Origin of the sequence: Candidatus Sulfurimonas marisnigri, from assembly GCF_015265475.1 — a bacterium.
In the GTDB taxonomy this organism is placed as follows: domain Bacteria; phylum Campylobacterota; class Campylobacteria; order Campylobacterales; family Sulfurimonadaceae; genus Sulfurimonas; species Sulfurimonas marisnigri.
On the sequence record NZ_CP054493.1, the window covers coordinates 685,390 to 706,781 of the forward strand.

Genomic DNA, 21,392 nt, shown 5'->3' on the forward strand with positions numbered 1-21,392 from the left:
ATATAACTACAAATAATAATATTTATAGTTATATAATATTTTAAGCTTAAGTCTTATAAACTTCAATAATCAATAAAAACAAAGGAAAAATGATGAAAAAAATAGTAGGGCTAATAATAGCTAGTTCTCTTAGTCTCTTGGCTGTAGAAAGTAATGAGGTGTTTAAGAGTTGTGTAATGTGTCATGGAAGTAAAGGTGAAAAAAAAGCTCTTAATTCTTCTACGCAATTAATAACAATGAGCGAAGAAGTGTTGTTTTCTAAGCTTAAAAATATTGTTGATGGCTCAAGTTCGATGTCTAAAATGTATATAAAAATGCATAGAACAAAACTAAGAACAGTTTGTGGCGATGAAGATATTGCGACACTTTCAAATTATATTTTTAAACTAAAGTAACCATAACTATTATCTACTTAATAGGGGTAATTGTTAAATAAGTGAGGAAAGTATATTCATATATGTAGCGGAAGAAGAAGTTCATAGTAAATGAGCTTCTGCCTCCACAGTAGGCTACGAATTAAAATTAATCCGTAGAGTTATAATCTTTACGTTGAGCCCAGATATCACTTCCGTAAAGGTAATCAGGTATGCTAGCGTCAGTATGAGCTGGATCTAGCTCTTGTAACCATACGCTAAATAAAGTTTTGCCATTTGGAGCTGCAATATTTTGAACTTCTTTCTCTTCAGCTTCTGTTTTTGCTATTGCTTCATTAATCGTAAGATTCTCATCAGCATTAGATACTACTTGTTCCCAAGTTTCACCTTTATCTGTTGAGCGAGAAACAAATAAGTCTAGCTCTAAACCAGTGCCTAAGTCAAAGGTTCCGTAAGTTACAAACATAACATTCGGATTTGATATATCAGAAGCAAGAGGACTTCCTACTAGTTCTTCCGCCGTAGCTATAAAGCGTGGGTCTAAAGTAGAAGTATTGTTTGTAACGATTTGCGAAACATCAAACGGCTCAAGCCAAGTTACACCATTATCCATTGAACGAATCACATGAAAGTTATTTGGAAGATGCCCATTTTGAGTCACTCTCCATGATCTTGTGTATTCGTATCCTACATATATTTCTCTTCCACGAAGGAAACCACGAGGTGAAAAAGTGTTCTCACTAAGATTATCCCATGTGTTGTCATTAATATTGTCTGGAGTCCATGTCGAGTCAACCACTATATCTTCACCTCCATCAGTTACTCCATCAATAACAGATGTATGCGCGCTCAAGTTCCAACTAATGTTATCGTCGAATGATGCATAATCATATCCAGTAGCTAGGCGTAGGTACATATCCGATGATTCACCTTGAGTTTCAACACCTGATTTATAAAGTATACCAAATTTATAAGGGTACTCAGCATCGTTAGCAGGATTCATCGCTTTGTCATAATCAACTTGTCTAATAAGTGTAAGACGGCGCACATTCTCAAGAACCATACTTCCATCTGCTTCGTTAGGTCTAAGAGGATTTATAATATTACCCGGACTTACAGTAACTGGATTATTGTACTCGAAACTTTCAAAATATGCCACTTTCCCCTGATCTTCAGGATCTATGATTGGTGCGTCAGGGTCAGAGTTTGGTATACCCGGTAGGCTTTCTGCCATACCTTTAGTTTCCTCATAACCAAATACTACAGTTGTGCCAAATAGGCCAATAACTGCACGAGATGCCCCTGTGTCTCCATTTAGAAGCTGTAGTGGTACACTAAGATTGCTGTCTACGGTTGCATATAACTCAAGAATTGGATCATTATAACTACTGTAGCATTTTTGATCATCATTAGAAGTGTTGTCATCTAAAAATCCGTTATTAGCACACATATCGGCACAGTATGGTGCAGACGTATTTGCATCAACTTTAGTTTTATTACAAACCGCATTATCAGTGATTGGTACCGGCATAGACAAACTATATAGTGATTTTGGTTTTATAGATGTGACAGTAGTATTAATATCACCAAAACCAGCATTAGCAATATAGCTGTACCAAATATCTGTTTTGTGATTCGTACTTGCACCACTCCATCCATCACCAGGACCAGCACCTTTACCAGGACGTAGACCAGTTGGATCTTCTTGCCAAGCTAAAACGAATGCGTTTTCATTAGCGTCAATAGTCAGCTTATTTGCATCACGGCGACCACTTGTTAGTTGCATTGGGTCATGCCAAGTTATGCTAGAGTTAGTTTCTTCAAAAACACCACGTGTAGTCCAAACACAATTAAAAGGAACTTCATGCATATTAGTTAAGGCAACATCACCCAATGTTTCTGCCCCCTCGTAGTCAATTGTACCTTGAGGTCCATTTACCAAATACAAGTCAGCAGTTACGTTTGTATCAATCTTAAATGGATTTTGTTTAGGGCAATATTTATCTAGCCATGCAACTAAAATATTGTTACCTTCTGCTTTAACTATAGGTCTATAAGAGTGTCCTTTGAAAGCAACGGCACTTCCAGTTCCATAATAGTCTACATCAATAGAAGAGTCTTGTGCAGTATCAGAAACATTTTTAGCTTTCCATGTTTCTCCACCATCTAATGATATTGAGACAAATGCATCCTTGATATGTTCTGGATCACCAATTTGCGCACTACCAGTTCCCATTTCAAAATCACCAAGTATCTGATCGGCATAGCTTATAAGAAGCGGATGAGTCTGAACACTTGAATTAATATCACCGCTTGCGGTTTGTGAATCAACTATAGTAAGAAGTTTGGTAATCCTGTGACCAGAACTTCCTTCCATAGGAGTACGAGAAATATTTTTTCGTACAGTAATGTCACCACTCATAACTTCAGAAAAATGTTCTGTAGCTTCACCTTCTGTGACAACATCATCATAAGGAGAAGGTGTTGCTGCTACTACAAGATCTAGGGTAGTTTTAAGTTCCCCAGAGCTCATCGTAGTGAAATCAACTGTTGTAAGAGTTTTTCCATCTGCTACCAGAGTGTTTTCAAGTGCTGTAACAGCTTCTGGAAGAATTTGAATTCCATTTGTTGCATCACCGTCCGTGTCAAGAGACTGCAATAGGACAAGAAGATTTTTTACTTCCTGATCATTAACCGATTTAGTTCCACCAAAAAAATCAAGTGGAGATACAGGGTCTACTGATGCAGCTAAGCTACCAAGTGAAATACTTGTTCCAATCAAAAACTCTACTTGATCGCCAGCAACGAATGAATAATGACCACTCGCATCGGTTTTTCCTGTTAGAGTACCCTTATAGTTTAACCCTACTACATGAGAGTCAACGAAAGTCCCCTCCAATACGACAGCCGCTGTGTCAGCTACTGTGGCATCTGTTCCATCACTACCGGAACTACTACAACCAACTAAGGTGCTTATACCCACTATTGCAACGATTGCAGCTAGCGAATTTATGAGTTTTGTTTTCATAACCTTATTCCTCCCAGAATATTTTAATAAATATAAAAAAACTATTTATATTTATTATCAACATCTAATAATATTAAAAATTTAAAATCATTACATCACACTAATGGGTGAGAAGGTTGTATTTTCTAAATATTATATGAAATTAAGATGGGAAAATTTATAGAGTAAGTAAAGTTATAAATTAGAGTAAAGTTTTAGGATGAACAAAAACTCTATTTATAAATTGCTATTTACATTTAGTAATACACAGAAACTATTGCAATACTCTTTTGCTAACTTAATTCTATTATTCGCACATACTTCTGCACCTATAGCGATTATAGAGATGAAAATAAAAATGGATAGATGGAATGACCACTTATAAACTAGACACATTTTTATTCATCAAATGAAAGATTATAATGATTAAATAATCAAATCAACAATCTTTTAAATTATCCCAATTTTTATCGCACAAAAGTCCCACTTTACTACTGGTTGCAGAGTGAAACTTAGTAACTATAATTTTCTACATGTAGAAAGACATGGACATTAAAAGATTTTACTAAAGTAAGGTGTAGTGAAACGACACTGAATATTGAAAAAGTTGCTTGAATATTGTTCTTTGTGGTCACAGTAGTATATATACTTTATTTTTCTTCTCATTAATCATCATCTGCACTAGCTTAGAAGTATTTAAATATATCTGCAATTTATCGTAAGTAAATGGTATACATAAAATAGATAAATTAAGGAACAATGATACTTTATAGATGATTAGTCCTACAGGTGGTTGGATAATTGTAAGTTAATGCCTGATATTATGCTAGACAACACTATTAATAATGGTGAGTATCATTTATTCAGAAAAATAAAAAGTTAGTCTTTTAAATAGACATCTAGTATTGAATCTCCACTTTTATCAGTGTTAAGCATTGTAACCAGCATTTTATACATGTAACGATTTCTAAAGCTCGCATTTTAAATAACTAATTTAGTCTATTTATTGTCTATAAAATTTTTCTTTAGTAAAGCATTAAATATTTTCAATTCACTATCCATATCCAAGTCACCTTTAAAAATGTCATGTACAGAATAAGTCTCTAAAGGCTCTGCTCCACAAAACTGAAAGGTTTTATGCGTAGCAATGTTTGCTTCATCCAAAGATAAACCATCAAAGAAACCATCATTATTAGAAAATTCACTTGTAGGACAATTATATGTAAGACTTAGCATGTATTTTGTGCCTTGCATCAGTCCACCATTGCCATACTTTTTAGAAGTATCTTCTCTACTTCTTCCATCACTTATATATGTTACAGTATTTACACCCGTAGAAAAAACCTCATCAATATATTTTTTAGTTATCCAAGGAACACCCATCCAGTAAACAGGATACTGAAAAAGAATGTAATCAGCCCAAGCAAACTTTTGTAGCTCTTCTTTCACATCATAATCACTCTCAACTATACTATGTTTTACGCTAAAACCATTCTGCTCAAAAAATTCACTAGCAGAATCAATATACATCTTTGTTAAGTTACCCTCTGCAATGTCTTCGTATTTTTGATGTCCATTTATGATAAGTACATTTTTCATATTCTTCTCCTTTTATGCTTTTTCTAATATATCAATTATAGTTTCCACTGAGTAAGCTTCATCCATACCCCATAGACCTGCTAGGGCATTGGCATTTGTTGCTAATGCTTTTATTCCTTCTCTTGGTATGTTTATCATTTGAAGAGTTACTGGTGCTCCTATTTTTGCGAACCAAGCTTCTAAAAGCTCTATACCTTTATCTGCATCATTTTCATTAAAAATCTCTTTTGCAAATCTTGTATATTGTTTGATGTTTTGTTCTTTATGCCACTTCATCCAAGCTGGTATAACGACTGCAAGACCTGCTCCATGAGCTACATTGTAGATAGCTGAAAGAGCGTGTTCTATCATGTGGTTAGGAAAACTTCCCCCTGCAGTTCCAGCTGGAGTTAGACCATTTAGCGCTTGAATTGCCACCCAAGCAAATTCAGCTCTTGCGTCATAATCATTAGGATTTTCCAATAAGGCTTCCGTTGTCTCTATAACCGTTTTTATGATTGACTCCACTATGCGAGAGTTAAAGTTTGGATGATCCGTAGCCGTAAAATAAACTTCTATGCTGTGAGCGATAATATCAACTGCTGAATATGCTAAATACTCTTGTGAAACCGTCGCCATAAGCTCTGGATTTATCACAGATACGACAGGGTTTACTAACACTGAAGCAATTGAGTACTTCTGCTGTGTTTCATCATTCATCACTACAGAATTACCATTCATCTCGCTTGCTGTTGCTGCTAGAGTCATTACCGTAAAAACTGGAAGTGCCTCGGTGATTTGAACTTTGTTGATGAAAAAGTCCCATACGTCACCTTCGTATTTAGCGCCAACCGCTATTGCCTTAGCTGAGTCAGCTACACTTCCGCCACCAACGCCAAGTACCGCTTCTATCTTGTGCTCTTTTGCGATTTTGATACCATCGTTAACGCGACTTAGGAGAGGATTACTCACAACGCCATCTATCTCTTCATACTCGATATTGTACTTATTTAGAGAGGAGATGATTTTTTCATACAAACCATTTTTTTTGATGCTTCCAGTTCCGGTTACAAGTAAAACTTTTTTAATATTGGACTCTTTTATATATTGACCTATTTTATTCTCTTTTGTTTTACCAAACTCTATTTTCGTTGGATTGTAGTACATAAAATCATTCATATTTATTATCCTTTTTAATGTTCAGCAAAAATTATACATCTGTGAACTTAAATATCCCTTACAGTAATTTATGTGTGTAACGGAATTTTATTTTATTTAGGTTATAATTTCGACAGAAGGATTAGTATGTATGTAATAAACGACAAAGAGTTTAAGTGCTCGGTTGGAGTTACTTTAGACATTTTCAATGACAAATGGAAGCTAAGCATCATTTGGCATCTACTAGACAATGATAAAAGATTTAAAGAGTTGAGTGAAGAGATATCTGAAATAACTCAAAAAACTTTAACGGTAAAACTAAAAGAGCTAGAGAGTAAAAACATCATTCATAGAGAAGTCTTTCCAGAAGTGCCACTAAAGGTTGTCTACTCACTTACTCCCATAGGTCAAAAACTAAGATCCGTTTTAGAGAGTATGTTCAACTGGGGCATAGAGTATGTTAAAGAGCACGGAACAATTACTTCTGAAAACACTTGTGAAGTAAACCTTTCTAAGAACTAATAAAAAATTAGTATTTATATTTGTAGCAATTTTTATAGATTACGTCATGGAGTAAAAAGATTTTACTAATGAAAGGTGTACCGAAACGACACTGACTCTAATATTTAAAAAAAGTAGAACCAGAGAAAAACCAACCCTCAATGGCTTCTTTTCTTAAGTCTGGATAAGCAAGTAGAGAAGAAGAATAAAGGTCATTAAGGATGATAGGGTCTGAGATGAGGTCTAAAATGCTTTTTGAGTCTAGTTTGTCCCAACCAAAAAATGAAGACAAAGAAACATTAGCTAATAAATGTTTTTTAAATGTTTTGTAAAGGAGACTCTTGTCACATTCTATGTCCAGTGCATAGAGTTCAAAATGGAGTGGTTCCTCTTCAAAAGGCTCAACAATTTCTCCAAAACCCGAAACATTTGCAGAGGGATAATTATAGATAAAAAAAGGTAAGTCAGGACTTATAGTACTCGCTATCTTTGCTAGTTCATCAGTACTTAGTATGAGGTTGCACACCCCCTTAACCAAGCGCATAAAGGCTGCCGCATCAGAAGAACTTCCTCCTAGACCTGATTGAGAAGGAATACGTTTAGTCACTACAACCTTATGTTCATAAAAGAAATCTAAAATGTCTGAGTCGGCAGAAAAGTCATTGAGTGCCGCAAATGCTTTGTAAATTGTATTTGACTCTAAAGGGATCTCATCACACCCTTCAATTGTAAAGGTTTCACATTTGCAAGGCACAAAGCTTATAGTATCATACAACTTTTCTACACGCATAACACGAGAAAGTAGGGTATGATATCCATCTTTATACCCAGTAATTTTTAGAAATATATTTATTTTTGCGTGAGCTTTGATACTGTAGCCTGAATCACTAGTCTCTATATAGGGTTTTCCCCTATTTGTATTCTTCGACTTGTTGTTATTTTGTTTATCCGTCGAGGTAGGAAGAGTATCAATATCCCAATATCCACCCTCATCTCCACCAGCAAAACCACCCATTACTAAAACCTTCTACTAGAAATTATATGAGTATTATACTAAAAGATGGAGGTTAGGGTAAATATATATCCTAACGCAATAAAAAGAAAATGCTTAATGAAAAACATGTAAGGCTGAGATAGCTTTCAAAAAAGCTATATATCTTCTAAAATCTAATTTCATTACAATATTAAATTACATAAACTCTTATAGTATCAGTTTCAAGTTGTCCATTCAAAATTCTTGTTATTGATCTCAGAGTTCCTCCAGAACTTTCACATGAACCACAAGCTCCCACATACGAAATATAAACATCAGTTAATCCATTCGTTTCTTTAAGATCAATGAAATCTAAATCTCCATTATCTGCTTGTAGAAATTCTCTAATTTTTTCATCTATGACTACATCAATAGCATTTATTTTTTGGACAACACTCATACTTTCAAATCCTATTTCACTTTTCTCCATAATAATATCCTTGTTTTTTTAAATTTAATTATCTCTAAATTTTTTATTAACTAATTATACACAATAAATATTCTATACCAACCATAGCAATATTTTACATTATTACTTTAAAACTTAATTCAAATACTGCAACAAATCTACGACTTACATTATCAAAGTATTGATAAATATGAATTTTGAGTATAAAGAATCAGGCTATATTGTCTCTTAAACAGGGGGTGTTCCAAAGATATACTTCGCCAATTCAAGTTTAAAGTGCAACACTCTTAAAATTCAATAGGCGGGTAAATATAGAAGGTTAACTGCAAAAAGTGTAAGATTAATTATCCGACCAAAGATAAGGAAATCTATGTCTTATAAGCAGTTAACCATGAAAGAACGATACCAGATAGAAGCTCTAATAAAAGAAGGGTTGAGTCAAAGAGCTATTGCAAATAATATTTGTGTGCATCACTCAACAGTATCAAGAGAGCTAAGAAGAAACTCACTTGATAACAATGAGTACAACGCCGTAAATGCCACAATAAGTGCAAGACTCAGGTATCAATATAAAACCAAGAATAGAAGACTTACAAAGAAGCATACAAGCTATATAAAAAAATGTATAAGAGAAGGCTGGAGTCCAGAACAGATAAGTGGACGAATGCTACTTGATAATATTAGACCAGTAAGTCATGAGACTATATACAAATATATTTATCACAATAAACGAAGTGGTGGCAACCTCTACAAATATCTCAGGCATAAAAATAAGAAGTACACTAAAAGATTAGCTTCTTACCGTGTTTACTCTAATAAAAAAAGTAGAAGCTAAACAAGCTAGAGTTGTAATGGATGCAATAATTCATTTACTCAAACCAGTCCAAGCTCATGCTCTCACTATTACGAGCGATAATGGAAAAGAATTTTCATACCATGAAGAGATAGCCAAAGCTCTTGATATGGAGTTCTACTTTGCTAATCCATATCAGTCATGGCAAAGAGGTTTGAATGAACACACTAATGGTCTTATTAGAGAATATTTTCCAAAAAAGACTGAGTTTAAAAATATCACAGATGAGCAAATTGTTGAAGTTCAGAATAGGTTAAATGCTAGACCAAGAAATGTACTAAATTACAAAACTCCAGCAGAAGTGTTTTTCGATACAATTACGAAATCTTATGCAGCAGTTTAACTAGGTGTTGCACTTACTGTTTGAATTGGCGCAAGAACTTCTTTTTTTGGAAATATATAGTGGTTACAAAAGGGCACAATAGCTAAATAAATCAGTTGAAAAGTTCGGTATTAAGGGGTTTGAAAGTGTATGGCTCCGGATACTGGAGACAAAACATCCGCTCCTTCAAAAGTTTATTTAGTATTTAAAAATAAGTAATAATCTCTCACTAGTGGCATTTAACTTAAAAGTGTACTCTATATAGTTATGTAAAATAATGTTTTACTTTGTAAAATATACCGCTAAATAGACGGAAATATTGTTTATAAAAATTAATTTGAATTTTGCATGCTATTGGTTATTGCCATTTATAAAAAACTTTTAATCTGTTACCATGAGAATATGGTAAATAGTCATCTCGTTGAAGCCTACCAACAGCAATACCAGGTGCAATGCCAAGACTCTCTGCGAATGTTTTTATTGGTTGCAATGCTCTTCCATCCCAGTTCTCAAGAAACTTCTGAAATTTTTTTTCTGGGATTAGAAATTCTTTGGCAAATTCATTAGCTTCGTTTTCTTTCTCATCATTCATCCCATTACCCTCAAGAAACACTTCTTTTTTACCATGTTTAATAATATGACCAGCTTCATGAAAAAAAGTAAACCATAATTGATCATTACTTTTATATCGTAAACTTAATTGGATAACTGCCTTATCGCCAATCCATCTTGTACAACCTGATACACCAGTACCCTTAAGTTCGGGTAAAAAAACCACCGCTACACCAACTTGAGAACAACTCTCTATGAGACGTGGAATAAACTGTTCAGGTTTTAACAATGTTAAACTTCTAATTTCTTTCAATGTTTTTTGAAATTGCTTTTTATTAAATGAATGACACTCAATATTTTGTGCTTCAATTTCTCCTTGTTGTAGCCATGCAGAGATAGAAAATTCATTCACTTTCTTCGATTTTCGATATGCTACTTGATATTCACCCCAAATGTTTTCCCATTGATCAATAGATGCTATTCGATAAAACTTTAATACTTCTTTTAATTGCTTATACTTATCCTCGTATAGCCCAATCCAGTTTTTCTCAATCATATCCTGTAAAGGAAAGTTATTCAGCCATTCAACCTGAGCAGAAAGACTCTTCTTCTCCTCAAGTCTTGCAAGATCTTCTTTGTATAGCAATTCTAAGTTGTTCCAAAAGTGTGCCGGCCGACCCAAAACTTTTTCAAACTTTATAGCTGTTTCTGTACTAATCGAAGCTTTTGCATTAATTATTGCATTGATTGTTTTTTTTGCAAGACCTGTTCTTTCAGATAATTCTACTTGTGACATGCTATAGTCATCAAGATAGTCATCTAATACATCCCCAGGAGTTACAATGTAATTTGGTTCATATGTACTATTTAAATTACTCATGTGTGTCCTCGATTCCTATTATTTTTATTTGTTTAACTACTTTCCAGTCTAAGCCACCTTCTTCCCTAATTGGAATTGGTTCTTGATCTACTTCAAATATCAACCTATATGGATGATCTAAATCAACGGAAAGTTTTTTTCCTGTTTCTTCTCCTTCTGTTAACTCGTGACACCTTGATGGTCCAGATTTTGGTGGCCAAAAATCGTGTAAACTATCTGCAGCTCTGAATTCAGTCATTCTAATTTTAATTTTTTTGGCTCTTTTTTTACCCATTTCTTTTAAAAGTTTGCGTTCATCTTCAAAAATTTTTTGAAGTTTTGTTGAGGAAAATTCTATTACCATTGTAGCATACTTTTTATTTTCATTAACCTAATTGGTTCATTATTTTTAATTTTGATAACTTTTCTACATATAATATTATCATTGGCTTTTTTATTTTGATTCAATTAAAGCCTTTGGATTATTATCTACTTTATCAATTAAGGTAATAACACTAAATATATCTTCTTGCTCTTGTTCGCTTAAGCCTTCTAACTCATTTGACAGCGGATGGATATCACTAAACAACACCTCTTTAACATTCTGTATAGAGTCATGAATATCCGCATGTGTTTTACCAAAGAGGACATTTTTTATTTTATTAATAAGCTCTATCTGCTTTTGAGTATATTTCCCTGCTGAAATAAAATTATCAAATATCTTATTTGCCACCTCTTTTTTAGAGCTATTTAAAATCTCATAAATCATTTGATTAAACTCTTCATTATTTGTAACTTTATCTTCTATGAGTTTATCTATATCAAAAATATGGTGCTTAATCTCATTGATATCATTATCGGTAATTAGATCACTCTTTTCCAACTCTTTAATAAGATAAAGACTGTTGATATACTCATCAAGAATTTTTTGTACTTCTGTTTTTACCGTTGACTTATCAATATAGTCTTCACTTGATAGATTTCGAACATCTGTTATCTCATCAGAAAAGGTTGTTTTTACAGCTTCTGTCGCTTTTCCAAGGGAAAGGTTAGCCAAGTGTTCTAATTCGCGTCTAACCGTCTCTAAGTCCTCGATACTACCCTTTAAATTATAGACATCACCGATCACTTTATCAAGAATATCTACCTTCTTTTTCACCTCGTTAACACTGCCCGCTTTTGACTTGATAATCTTACAGCGTTCTTTTATCTCTTTAACTAACTTGCTGTTATCTTTATCTTTTACAATAGCCTCTTGTGTATTCAATATAAGCATCTGAAATCGCTGCACTTCAAAGTCGGTACCATCTTCTACATACTCAGCAATTACTTTTAAATTATTATGTACTTCATCAGTAATTAGAGTTAGATCAGATTTTTGTAGCTCTTCGATTAAATGTCTATGCTTTTTAAGATAGTAAGCACTTGCATCTAAAGCATTCACTTGAGACTGAACAATATTAAAGAGTTCATCTTTAAATGTAGACTCTTCAACAGTTCGTAGTAGTGTTACTCGTTTTAAAAATAGCCGTTCTTTTAAAGAGGTCGTTTTTTGCGATGATTCGCCCTTGGCGTTGATATCAAAGTAAGAAAAATTCGCACAAAAATCGAAGATATTAAATTTCTCTTTGTTTCTGCCCTCGCCAAATATATCAGGGCAAAGCCTCGTACCACGACCAATCATCTGCCAGAACTTTATTTTTGATTTCACTGGTTTAAAAAACACTAGATTAAGTATCTCAGGCACATCGATACCCGTATCAAGCATATCCACACTGATGGCTATTTGAGGGTTATGATTAGGCTTTTTAAAATTATCGATTAAGCTTTCAACATGTGATATGTCACTATGTATAATTTCTGCTTCATCAGCACGGCTAGGATAAAGTAGATCAAAGACCTCTTTAATATACTCAGCATGCTTCTTATTCTTAGCAAAGATAATCGTCTTACCTATCTTATTACCTTCATCGATCTTATATCCATGTTCATGCAGATATTGCAGAACCTTTTCATTGGTCTGCTTATTGAGTACCCGTTTGTTTATCTCATCAGAAGATATCTCTTCCTCATCTTCATCAAACTTATCCTCAAATTCCTCTTTCTCATCATCACTTAGATCAGCATACTTTATCCCACGCTTAACAATACCCAGATCAATCTCATAAGGATTAAAATCCACTAAGTTATTGTCCTCTATTGCTCTCGCCAAATCATATGCATCTGTTGGGTCTTCAAAACCTGTTTGAAAAAACTCATACGTATTCTTGTGTACTTCTTCGGCAGGTGTAGCCGTCAGCCCTAAGATAAACGAGTCAAAATACTCAAAAATCGCCTTGTATTTCTTATATATTGTTCTGTGAGCTTCATCCACTATTATCAGATCAAAATAAGCCGAGTTATAGACTCCCTTTTGAATGAGGTTGTGCACTGTTTCATAAGTACCAAAATGCATACGGTTATCGAGATCTTTCTCTTGTACGAGATTTACACAGGTCTCATTGAGATAGGTTGAGAAATTACTCTTCGCCTGTCGCACCAACTCTTTTCTATCTGCTAAAAACAGCACCTTCCTCACCCAGTCTGCTCGAATAAGTACATCACTAAGACTCGCACTTACACGTGTCTTACCTGTACCTGTAGCCATGACAAGCAATGTTCTCATCTGATTGGCTTCAAAAGCTTTTAACACGCTACCAATAACACGTTTTTGATACCCTCTATCGGTAATCTTATCATCAATGACGATATCAGATGGCTTGTTCTTTTTAAATGCCTCTTTCTTCTGTAAAGCACGTACCAGCTCATCTTTGGGAAAGAAGCTATGGATCTCTCTAAATGGATAGATTCCATTCGTGTACTCTATTACACGACCATTGGTTACAAAAGTCAGCACATCCTTACCAAACTGTTTCTCTAAGGCTTGGGTATATAGCTTTGCTTGATGCTTTCCAGCAGTCACACTTTTCGAGAACTTCTTTGCTTCTATGACTGCTAAAGGTGTCTCATCCTCTGCCCAGATCACATAATCGGCATAACCCGTAGAACCATCTTCTAGTGTAAGTTTGTACTCCACATCCAAACGATATTTAAAGTTAAAAGCATCATAACCAGCTTCTTCTAATTCCATATCAATAAGTCTGAGACGCGTCTCTTTCTCATTAATATCTTTAACTTTTACTACACGTTCTTTTTTACGTTTTTGTTCCTCTTTAGGCTTAGCCTCAAACTGCTCTTTGAGTTTTGCTAATTCTGCTAGGAGTTTTTCATTGGCCTCTTCAAGTTTTTTCTGTTCTTCGGTCTGTTCAATAACCGTCTCTTTATCTTCCACTTCTTCACGAGTAAACTTTAGAACATCATATTCACCTAGTACATCATAATCACTGTAAACTTCCACTACCCACCGTTGGAATTTATAAAGACACTGATTTGCATAAAGGCTATCTTTTGATGTGATAGGTTTGTTACTATGTACAACAGCATTACCTAGCTTTCTAATATAGTGCATCTCATCGATATACTCTGAAGGGACAACTTCCAAAAAACTTCGATCTTTGATCAGACCAAATAGATCTGTATCAACAATTAATTTCTCATCGAGATCCTCATCGATTTTATAGATGAACTTTACAGAGTTCTCCAAGGACTTACGAGCATAGATAGCAGATACTTCAGGATCATCCATGATATTTGATTCAGACTTGACCGACTCAGGGTGTAAGATGCTAAACTCATGCTGTAAAAAAGAGAAGTTACTCATAATTATCCTTCGAAATTTTGCGCTAGTAATGCATCGAAATTTTCTTGGAGTTTGTCTAATTCGACTTTGTAATAAGATTTTTGCACTTCTAATTTTTCTATGATTGAGGCAAATTTCTTTTGTAAATTCAATGAAGGTATCATAATCTTCATTTTTTTAATTGCTCCAGTATACAGTCCCGCTTGCGCAGATGCATTACTACTTTTTTCTATTTGCCTACGCATAAATTCTGTTTTGAAAAAATATAATAAGTATTTAGAATTCATCTCAGTTTTTATCGGTTTAATCAAAGCTACACTTCGAGCCAAACTAAAATCTTTCATATCCGGCACTAATGTACATTTCCCTATTGTAGCACCTACACATACCAGCAATAAGTCATTATATTCTGCATTACAACGCTTAAATATTTTATTGTGTGACTCCTCAGATATAAATGATAACTCTGTCAAGTCAAGCTCACCAAGTTTAGAAATATTTCGAGCCATTAAATACATTCGCCCCGTTTCTGTTCTAGCAACAGTGCCATGTTCACCATCAGTAATTTTTTGAGATACATCATCTAATTTCTTAATAACTAAGTTGTTAGGATTCAGAATAGGATCACCAAACATATCAATAAAAACCGATTGAGCCAGTTCATCAAGTTTATCCAAAGCCTCTTGACGCAAACCGATAAGCTCTTTTGCCTTATCTAAAGCTTTGACTATCTCTTGTTGTTTCTCCATAGAAGGTTTTACAAAAGTTTTCTCTTTTAGTAATTTATAGTGTCTGCTATAACCTAGGTTTTCTATCTTTGTAGATAACAGGTGATAATAAGCATATTTAGTATCAATTGAATCATCTACCGGTATTAATACTTTCGTTCCATCTGCACCAATAACGAAATCAAAATCCACATATTTAATTAGTCTAGTATGATCTCCGAAAATGATGACTGATTCATCATTTTTAAAAACTTTTTCATCATTATTTGAATACCCAGTTATAAATTTCTGACCTTGATCCACAACGGGGTATTTACCCTCTTCGAGATAACCTGCTTTGGTTATTTGATATGGTTTGGAGCTAACATTTTTTAGAAATGCGTCAAACGGTAAAAGACTCAAAGCATAGCCTCTAATTCGTCTAAACCAGCAACTATTTTTTTATTTATGTTCTTAATATCTTTAATGATTTCTTTAGGGCTTGCATACTCGATTTTTTCATACACTACCTCTTTATAACGATTAAGGGAGAGGTCATACTCATTTGACTCAATTTCCTCTACAGGAACAAAAAAGCTTTGTTCGGTACGTTTACTATCTTTCTCTGAATCAAGATTATTGAACCGATTCAAAATATCAGGGATGTTAGATCCATCACAAGGATTACGATTGTCATTTAGTGTAAAGCCGTCATTTTGCATATCATAGAACCAAACTTTATCATTCTTATGCCCATCCGTTTTAGTAAAGATGATAATCGCAGTACTCACTCCTGCATAAGGTTTAAAAACACCACTAGGCATAGAGATAATGGCGTCAAGTTGCTGATTCGATACAATTTCTTGGCGGATTTCTTTATGGGCTTTAGTTGCTCCGAAAAGTACTCCATCAGGTACTATCACCGCACAACGACCACCAACCTTTAAAGACTTGAGTATCAATGATAAAAAGAGAAGTTCTGTCTTTTTAGTCTTGGCTACATCTAAAATAGGTTTGGCTACCTCTTCATAGTCAAGAGAGCCCTTAAATGGTGGATTAGCTAAGATGAGATCGTAGTTATTGGCTTCTGCATTATCAAACTTGGCAAAAGCATCGTGGTTTTTAATATGAGCTGATTCAATAGAGTGAAGCATCATATTCATCGAAGCAATACGAGCCATGGAGATATCAAAGTCGCTTCCATAAAAAAGATTCTCAAATTCGCTTACACTTAAATCACTGAGGATTTCTGGACGATGATCTTTTATGTACTCTATAGAGTTAATCAAAAACCCCGCCGTTCCACAAGCTGGATCATAAATTTTAAAACCTGATGTGATATTCGTATCATGTAACATTAACTCAACCATCATCTTAATAATGTGACGAGGGGTTCTAAACTGTCCATTAGTACCAGCAGAAGAAAGTTTACTCAAGAGATACTCATAAAGGTCACCTTTAATATCTTTATCCTCTAGATTAAGTGTACTGACCATATCCACAACTTTTTGCAAAAGCTTAGCTGTAGGAATGAGAAAACTTGCATCTTTCATATAACTGGCAAAGGACGATTGTTCACCAGAAAGATTTTTAATAAATGGAAACATTTCATTTTGGAAAAGTGTAAACATCTTTTCAGCTGGAAGATTAGAGATGTTTTCCCAACGTAAATGCTTTTTATCTTCTGGGAAAATATCTTTCAGAGTTGAATCTAGTCTCTTCTTTTTATCAATTTTAGTTTGTGCGGTATCGAGACTTTTAATAAAGATCAGAAAGGTAAACTGTTCAACAACTGTTAGAGGGTTTGAAATCCCTCCTGTCCAAAATGTTTCCCAGATTTTATCAACTTGACTTTTTAATTCGTTGGTTATCATTTAATACCTAATTGTAATTATTTATATTATTTTTAGATATCTTATCTTTTAACCTATTAAGAAAGCATTAATATTAATAACTTTAGACGAACAGCAATAAGCCTCCTTAAAATACCGATTGTTGGTCGTGCTTGAAGCCACACGGTAGGTGCATTTGATGACAATATAGGTATCAAATGTCTTAAGGAAGAAAAAATGAGTAAATACTGGAATGTCCCCTATAAACTAGACAATATTTAATTCAGTAATTTAGATAAAATAATACGAATGTATTATGAGATTTAATAGGATTAAAAAATGGCAAGAGTAGTTTATAGTGAAGAGTTCAGAATAGAAGCGGTGAAGCAAGTTACAAAAAATGGGTATAGCATTACAGATACTGCTGATAGACTAGGAGTTCATCCTGACTCACTAAGAAACTGGATAAAAAGATTAGAATCTCCCCAAGCAATACAAAAGCATCAAATATTAGATGAATCTCAAATAGAGATAAAGAAACTCCAAAAAGAGCTCAAAAGAGTTACAGAAGAGAGGGACATACTAAAAAAGGCCGCGGTGTACTTTGCAAGCCACACAAACTAAAATATGCTTTTATAAAAGTATATAGTGAAGTTTATTCAGTTCATAGACTTTGCAAAGTTATGCAAGTACACCGTAGCGGATATTATCAGTGGCTAAATCAGCCGATCTCAGATAGAGAACTTGAAAATAAAGAATTGCTAATACAGATTAAAGATGCATTCAAAGCATCAAATGGTGTTTATGGTCACAGGAATATTCATAAAGACCTCAAAGAGTTAGGTATTCATGTAAATAAAAAGCGAGTAGCTAGACTCATGAGTGAAGCTAAACTGTATGGGGTAGGCACTTATAAACGTAAGCCATATAGTAAGGCTGGTCCAGCTCACAAAGCTTATCCAAACCATCTTCATCAGTGTTTCATTTCAGGGAAGCCAAATGACACATGGGTGAGTGATATAACTTACATTAGAACTAAAGAAGGATGGATATTTTTAGCCACTGTTATTGATTTATATAGTAGAAAAATTATTGGCTGGGCAACTGGCCATCGCCAAACTACACCGTTAATTGTTGAAGCATTAAAAATGGCCACAACAAGACTAAGTAAGGATGACAAGGTCATACTTCACTCAGATCAAGGGAGTCAATATGCTTCTTACGACTATAAAAAGTTTGCAACTTCACATAATATTACTCTGAGTATGAGTCGAAGAGGAAACTGTTATGACAATGCAGTTGCCGAGAGCTTTTTTAAGACTCTAAAAAAGGAGCTTGTTAGAAAACAGATATTTTTAACGAGAGAAATTGCAGCTTCTAAAATATTTGAATATATAGAAATGTTCTACAACTCAAAAAGAAGACATAGTTATTTAGATTATATTTCACCGAATGAGTTTGAAAAAAGGTATAATCAAAAGTCTTTAAAAAGTTAGGTTTTTACTAGTTTAGTAATTGTCTAGTTTATAGGGGACATTCCATACCTCGCATATATCAGAGTCTCCACCGATAAACAAACTCTCGACAATCAAAAGCATAAAATCCTAGAGTATGCATATAACAATGATATAAAAGTTGAAAAGTTTATTGAGATTGAAGTCAGCAGTAGAAAAGAGCAAAAGGTAAGATTAATTGAAGAGTTGTTTGAACAACTTGAAGAGGGGGACACGCTTATAGTTACAGAGCTTTCTCGTTTGGGCAGAAATATGCTTGAGATTTTAAATTTGATTGAGCGGTTTAACGAAGCCAATATAAAAGTTGTATTTGTCAATCAGCCGGAACTATCTACAGCAGACAATGCATTATCGAAGCTTCTGTATTCTATATATGGATACTTCGCGGAGACGGAACGAGAAATTATTTCGGAGCGGACTAAAGCAGGTATTGCAGTAGCTAGAGCCAGTGGTAAATTGATAGGGCGGCAGAAAGGCCAACTTGTAAAAAGCCAGTACGATACTCATAGAGATAAGATTGAAGAGCTGTATGCACTAGGCCTTGGCGTTCAAAAGATTGTTAATCATATTGGTATAGGAACGCAACCTTCTTTACGTAAATATATTAAGAGTAGAAAAATAAAAGGGACATAAGTTTCACACCTACCGCTTGATGGAAGGAACAGCCTTATTTCTATACATGTAAAAAAGTATCTTTTTGGATAATTTTTTTAAAAAGATATATTTTAAACTTGAGCTTTTAATGAAATTTACTAGTATGCAAAATTATACATTTAGATACAATAGCTGAAATTATTTCAATAATAAGAGTTATACACATGAATAATGTTAAAAGTCCACCTATTGTAAAACCACCGTTGACTCTCAATAAATTTAAATTCACTGTACATACTGAACAGAATGAGTTTCAGGAGAAGCTTTTTAACTTTATAGAGAAACAGAATATGGTAGAAGATAAAGATAAGACAAATACAAAAGTGAAGTTCTATCGATATAAGCTAAATAAAAATGATGTGATAAAAATATCGTCAGTGTATCAGAATGATGATTACATTGCAGACTTGAAAGACAAAGGTAGTTTGTTCTTTAGTTTGAAAATTAGTAATAAATATGATTATACCTTTTCGTTCGAAAATATAGCACAACTAACTAATTTTAATTTTCCAAAAGGTTTAGTAGGGGAAAAATTGAATATAGCATATGCTTATGATGAAATTTATTCAAGTGAATCATTGATATTTGAAAGAACTAATATATTAAAGAAATGTCTGAAATTTATAGGTGATCAGAATTTAAAACCTAACACTAAAATAAAGACGATAGGGTTTTCTGTCACATTTGATGAGGAATCAGAAAGTCCAAGAATAATTAAATATACTAATGTTTTTGGTTATGGACAGGTTGTTTATAATGATGCAGACAGTCTTGCGTTTGATACAAAAACATTACTTAGATTATCTAGTAAGTTCAATACAACAGATAACAAGTTGCAAGAGTACCCAAGAATTAATATTGTAAAGAAGCATAATTATGATGAGGGATATGAAAAGGTTGATTATATAGTACCCCAAAATATACCTATAAACTACGACAATATAAAGTTGATAAAATTTAATACAGATAAAGATAAGTTAATAAATGGAAAGAAAAAAGGAGTGTACACTTATTGGAATTATAGTAAATCTAAAGATATTTATACATCAAAAATAAACTATTATAAGGCAGATATTAAATATCCACAAGAAATTATAAGTGGTTTTGAAAAATTAACATCAAAGGAAATTATTCTAGAACTTCATAAAGTAATGGTTCGAAGGTTTAAAGCTTGTAATGAAGTTATTGTTCAAAAAGGGTCTTATGATAGGTATTATGTAAAATTAAATATAGATTGTACGTGCAAAATTGATAAGCCAATAAAAATTACAGAAAAAAATCACCTTGTGTTTAAGCTTGATATTGATAGTAAATCTGACTATTTTAAAATTTCACATACTAGTGAAAATTCAATGTTACAACAATTATATAGAAGTAAGAAAGTGTTAACTGAGAATAAAGAAAGGGCATTAACCAAAGAAGATATTGAAATATATAAGGTAGAGCATGTTGAGTGTCTTAGTTATGAAAAAGAGATAGAAAAGTATGAGAATGAAATTCTAAAAATTATTACAAGATTTGAAGATAAGAAAAAAGATCTAAAGAAACCTATTAGAATAGTGGGAAATAATATGGAAGGTCAAATGAGTACAATTGGAATTAGTCATATTGAATATTTATTGAAAATATTTATAGACTTTCCTAAAAAAGGGTGGAGTGAGTTTTTTTCAGAATTTGAAAAAGATATAAATAGCTCTCTTCCTATATTGGAACTAGAGTTAGAAGAAAAAATAGGAATCTTAAGAAAAGATATAAAAATGTATTTTATTGACCTTTTGGATATTGCAAAGAAGAGTATTCCTAAGATGGACGAGAATACAAAAAAATTATACATAGCTAAAAACAATATGCTTCCAAGTGACATTAAAAAGGATATGGATTTCTTAGTGAAGAAGGTTGACATTAAATATGCTAAGGATCACTTTTTTAATTTTAAAACAAAAGAACAGCTTGTCTTTAGTTTTGAAGTTAATAGGTGGGATACAAAGCATAAACGCACTTTAGAGAAGTATGATGACAAGAAAAAGCATTATTTTACATTGGATGACGATATACAGGATATTGCTAAACATGTTATAAATTTTACATCAAAGTACAAACTACTAGAAATTAAGGATAAAGCTATTTTGGAGCAGGTACTAGATACAACAACAGAAAATTTTAAAACAAAAAAGAAATTTATAGAAAATGTCATTGAAGATTCTAACACTCAGGAGCTTATGAAATTAAATGAAACAACATTAACAACATTCTTAGCAAAAAGTTTAGAGCTGTAGTAGAAAGTTTATTATTCCATCGAG

Annotated in this window: 15 protein-coding genes and 1 pseudogene; 6 read left to right on the top strand and 10 right to left on the bottom strand. The window is 33.4% G+C overall.

The genetic code is table 11. The features are described 5' to 3' along the window. The first annotated feature begins 92 nt into the window (after positions 1–92). Positions 93–395 (top strand): c-type cytochrome, encoded by a 303-nt coding sequence (locus HUE87_RS03495; RefSeq protein WP_194367357.1) that lies wholly within the window; start codon positions 93–95, stop codon positions 393–395. A 127-nt stretch (positions 396–522) separates the two neighbouring features. Here the strand turns inward: HUE87_RS03495 and HUE87_RS03500 are convergent, their stop codons facing one another. The 3 genes from HUE87_RS03500 to HUE87_RS03510 all read right to left on the bottom strand — a co-directional run bounded on the left by HUE87_RS03500 (position 523) and on the right by HUE87_RS03510 (position 6,138). Then, entirely contained in the window at positions 523–3,402 is a 2,880-nt protein-coding gene (locus HUE87_RS03500) for a choice-of-anchor O protein (RefSeq protein ID WP_194367358.1), read from the bottom strand. 978 nt (positions 3,403–4,380) lie between these two features. Beyond that, positions 4,381–4,980, bottom strand: a complete 600-nt coding sequence (locus HUE87_RS03505) for an NAD(P)H-dependent oxidoreductase (RefSeq protein ID WP_194367359.1) — start codon at positions 4,978–4,980, stop codon at positions 4,381–4,383. Positions 4,981–4,992: 12 nt separating this feature from the next. Next, a complete protein-coding gene (locus HUE87_RS03510) occupies positions 4,993–6,138 on the bottom strand; it encodes an iron-containing alcohol dehydrogenase (RefSeq protein WP_194367360.1) in 1,146 nt (381 codons plus the stop codon). Positions 6,139–6,264: 126 nt separating this feature from the next. Between HUE87_RS03510 and HUE87_RS03515 the strand changes: the two genes are divergently transcribed. Continuing rightward, complete coding sequence (locus HUE87_RS03515) at positions 6,265–6,639, top strand: winged helix-turn-helix transcriptional regulator (RefSeq protein ID WP_194367361.1); 375 nt, start codon at positions 6,265–6,267, stop codon at positions 6,637–6,639. 97 nt (positions 6,640–6,736) lie between these two features. On the opposite strand, the gene HUE87_RS03520 is transcribed toward HUE87_RS03515, so the two are convergent. Next, the gene (locus HUE87_RS03520; protein WP_194367362.1) at positions 6,737–7,633 is read right to left on the bottom strand and encodes a 4-(cytidine 5'-diphospho)-2-C-methyl-D-erythritol kinase; all 897 of its coding nucleotides are present in this window, start codon (positions 7,631–7,633) and stop codon (positions 6,737–6,739) included. A 169-nt stretch (positions 7,634–7,802) separates the two neighbouring features. Beyond that, entirely contained in the window at positions 7,803–8,081 is a 279-nt protein-coding gene (locus tag HUE87_RS03525; protein ID WP_194367363.1) for a NifU family protein, read from the bottom strand. Between the two features lie 349 nt (positions 8,082–8,430). Between HUE87_RS03525 and HUE87_RS12900 the strand changes: the two are divergent. Beyond that, a pseudogene (locus HUE87_RS12900) lies at positions 8,431–9,256 on the top strand (IS30 family transposase). A 337-nt stretch (positions 9,257–9,593) separates the two neighbouring features. On the opposite strand, the gene HUE87_RS03535 reads toward HUE87_RS12900, so the two are convergent. The 5 genes from HUE87_RS03535 to HUE87_RS03555 form a co-directional block, all read right to left on the bottom strand. Next, complete coding sequence (locus HUE87_RS03535) at positions 9,594–10,667, bottom strand: HigA family addiction module antitoxin (RefSeq protein ID WP_194367364.1); 1,074 nt, start codon at positions 10,665–10,667, stop codon at positions 9,594–9,596. Next, complete coding sequence (locus HUE87_RS03540) at positions 10,660–11,010, bottom strand: killer suppression protein (RefSeq protein WP_194367365.1); 351 nt, start codon at positions 11,008–11,010, stop codon at positions 10,660–10,662. The genes HUE87_RS03535 and HUE87_RS03540 overlap by 8 nt, the downstream gene beginning before the upstream one ends. 90 nt (positions 11,011–11,100) lie before the next feature. Then, the gene (locus HUE87_RS03545) at positions 11,101–14,406 is read right to left on the bottom strand and encodes a DEAD/DEAH box helicase family protein (RefSeq protein WP_194367366.1); all 3,306 of its coding nucleotides are present in this window, start codon (positions 14,404–14,406) and stop codon (positions 11,101–11,103) included. Between the two features lie 2 nt (positions 14,407–14,408). After that, on the bottom strand, positions 14,409–15,515 hold the full coding sequence (locus HUE87_RS03550) for a restriction endonuclease subunit S (protein WP_194367367.1): 1,107 nt from the start codon (positions 15,513–15,515) through the stop codon (positions 14,409–14,411). Beyond that, the gene (locus tag HUE87_RS03555; protein ID WP_194367368.1) at positions 15,512–16,966 is read right to left on the bottom strand and encodes a class I SAM-dependent DNA methyltransferase; all 1,455 of its coding nucleotides are present in this window, start codon (positions 16,964–16,966) and stop codon (positions 15,512–15,514) included. The genes HUE87_RS03550 and HUE87_RS03555 overlap by 4 nt, the downstream gene beginning before the upstream one ends. Before the next feature lie 297 nt (positions 16,967–17,263). Between HUE87_RS03555 and HUE87_RS03560 the strand changes: the two genes are divergently transcribed. The 3 genes from HUE87_RS03560 to HUE87_RS03570 all read left to right on the top strand — a co-directional run bounded on the left by HUE87_RS03560 (position 17,264) and on the right by HUE87_RS03570 (position 21,368). Continuing rightward, a protein-coding gene (locus tag HUE87_RS03560; RefSeq protein ID WP_430732976.1) for an IS3 family transposase occupies positions 17,264–18,420 on the top strand; the annotation gives its coding sequence in 2 pieces (ribosomal slippage) (positions 17,264–17,507 and positions 17,507–18,420; 1,158 coding nt in all). Positions 18,421–18,477: 57 nt separating this feature from the next. After that, positions 18,478–19,071 carry a recombinase family protein gene (locus tag HUE87_RS03565; protein ID WP_268246183.1) on the top strand — a complete coding sequence of 198 codons (594 nt, stop codon included), beginning with the start codon at positions 18,478–18,480 and terminating at the stop codon, positions 19,069–19,071. Positions 19,072–19,256: 185 nt separating this feature from the next. After that, a complete protein-coding gene (locus tag HUE87_RS03570) occupies positions 19,257–21,368 on the top strand; it encodes a hypothetical protein (RefSeq protein WP_194367369.1) in 2,112 nt (703 codons plus the stop codon). Positions 21,369–21,392 lie beyond the last annotated feature (24 nt).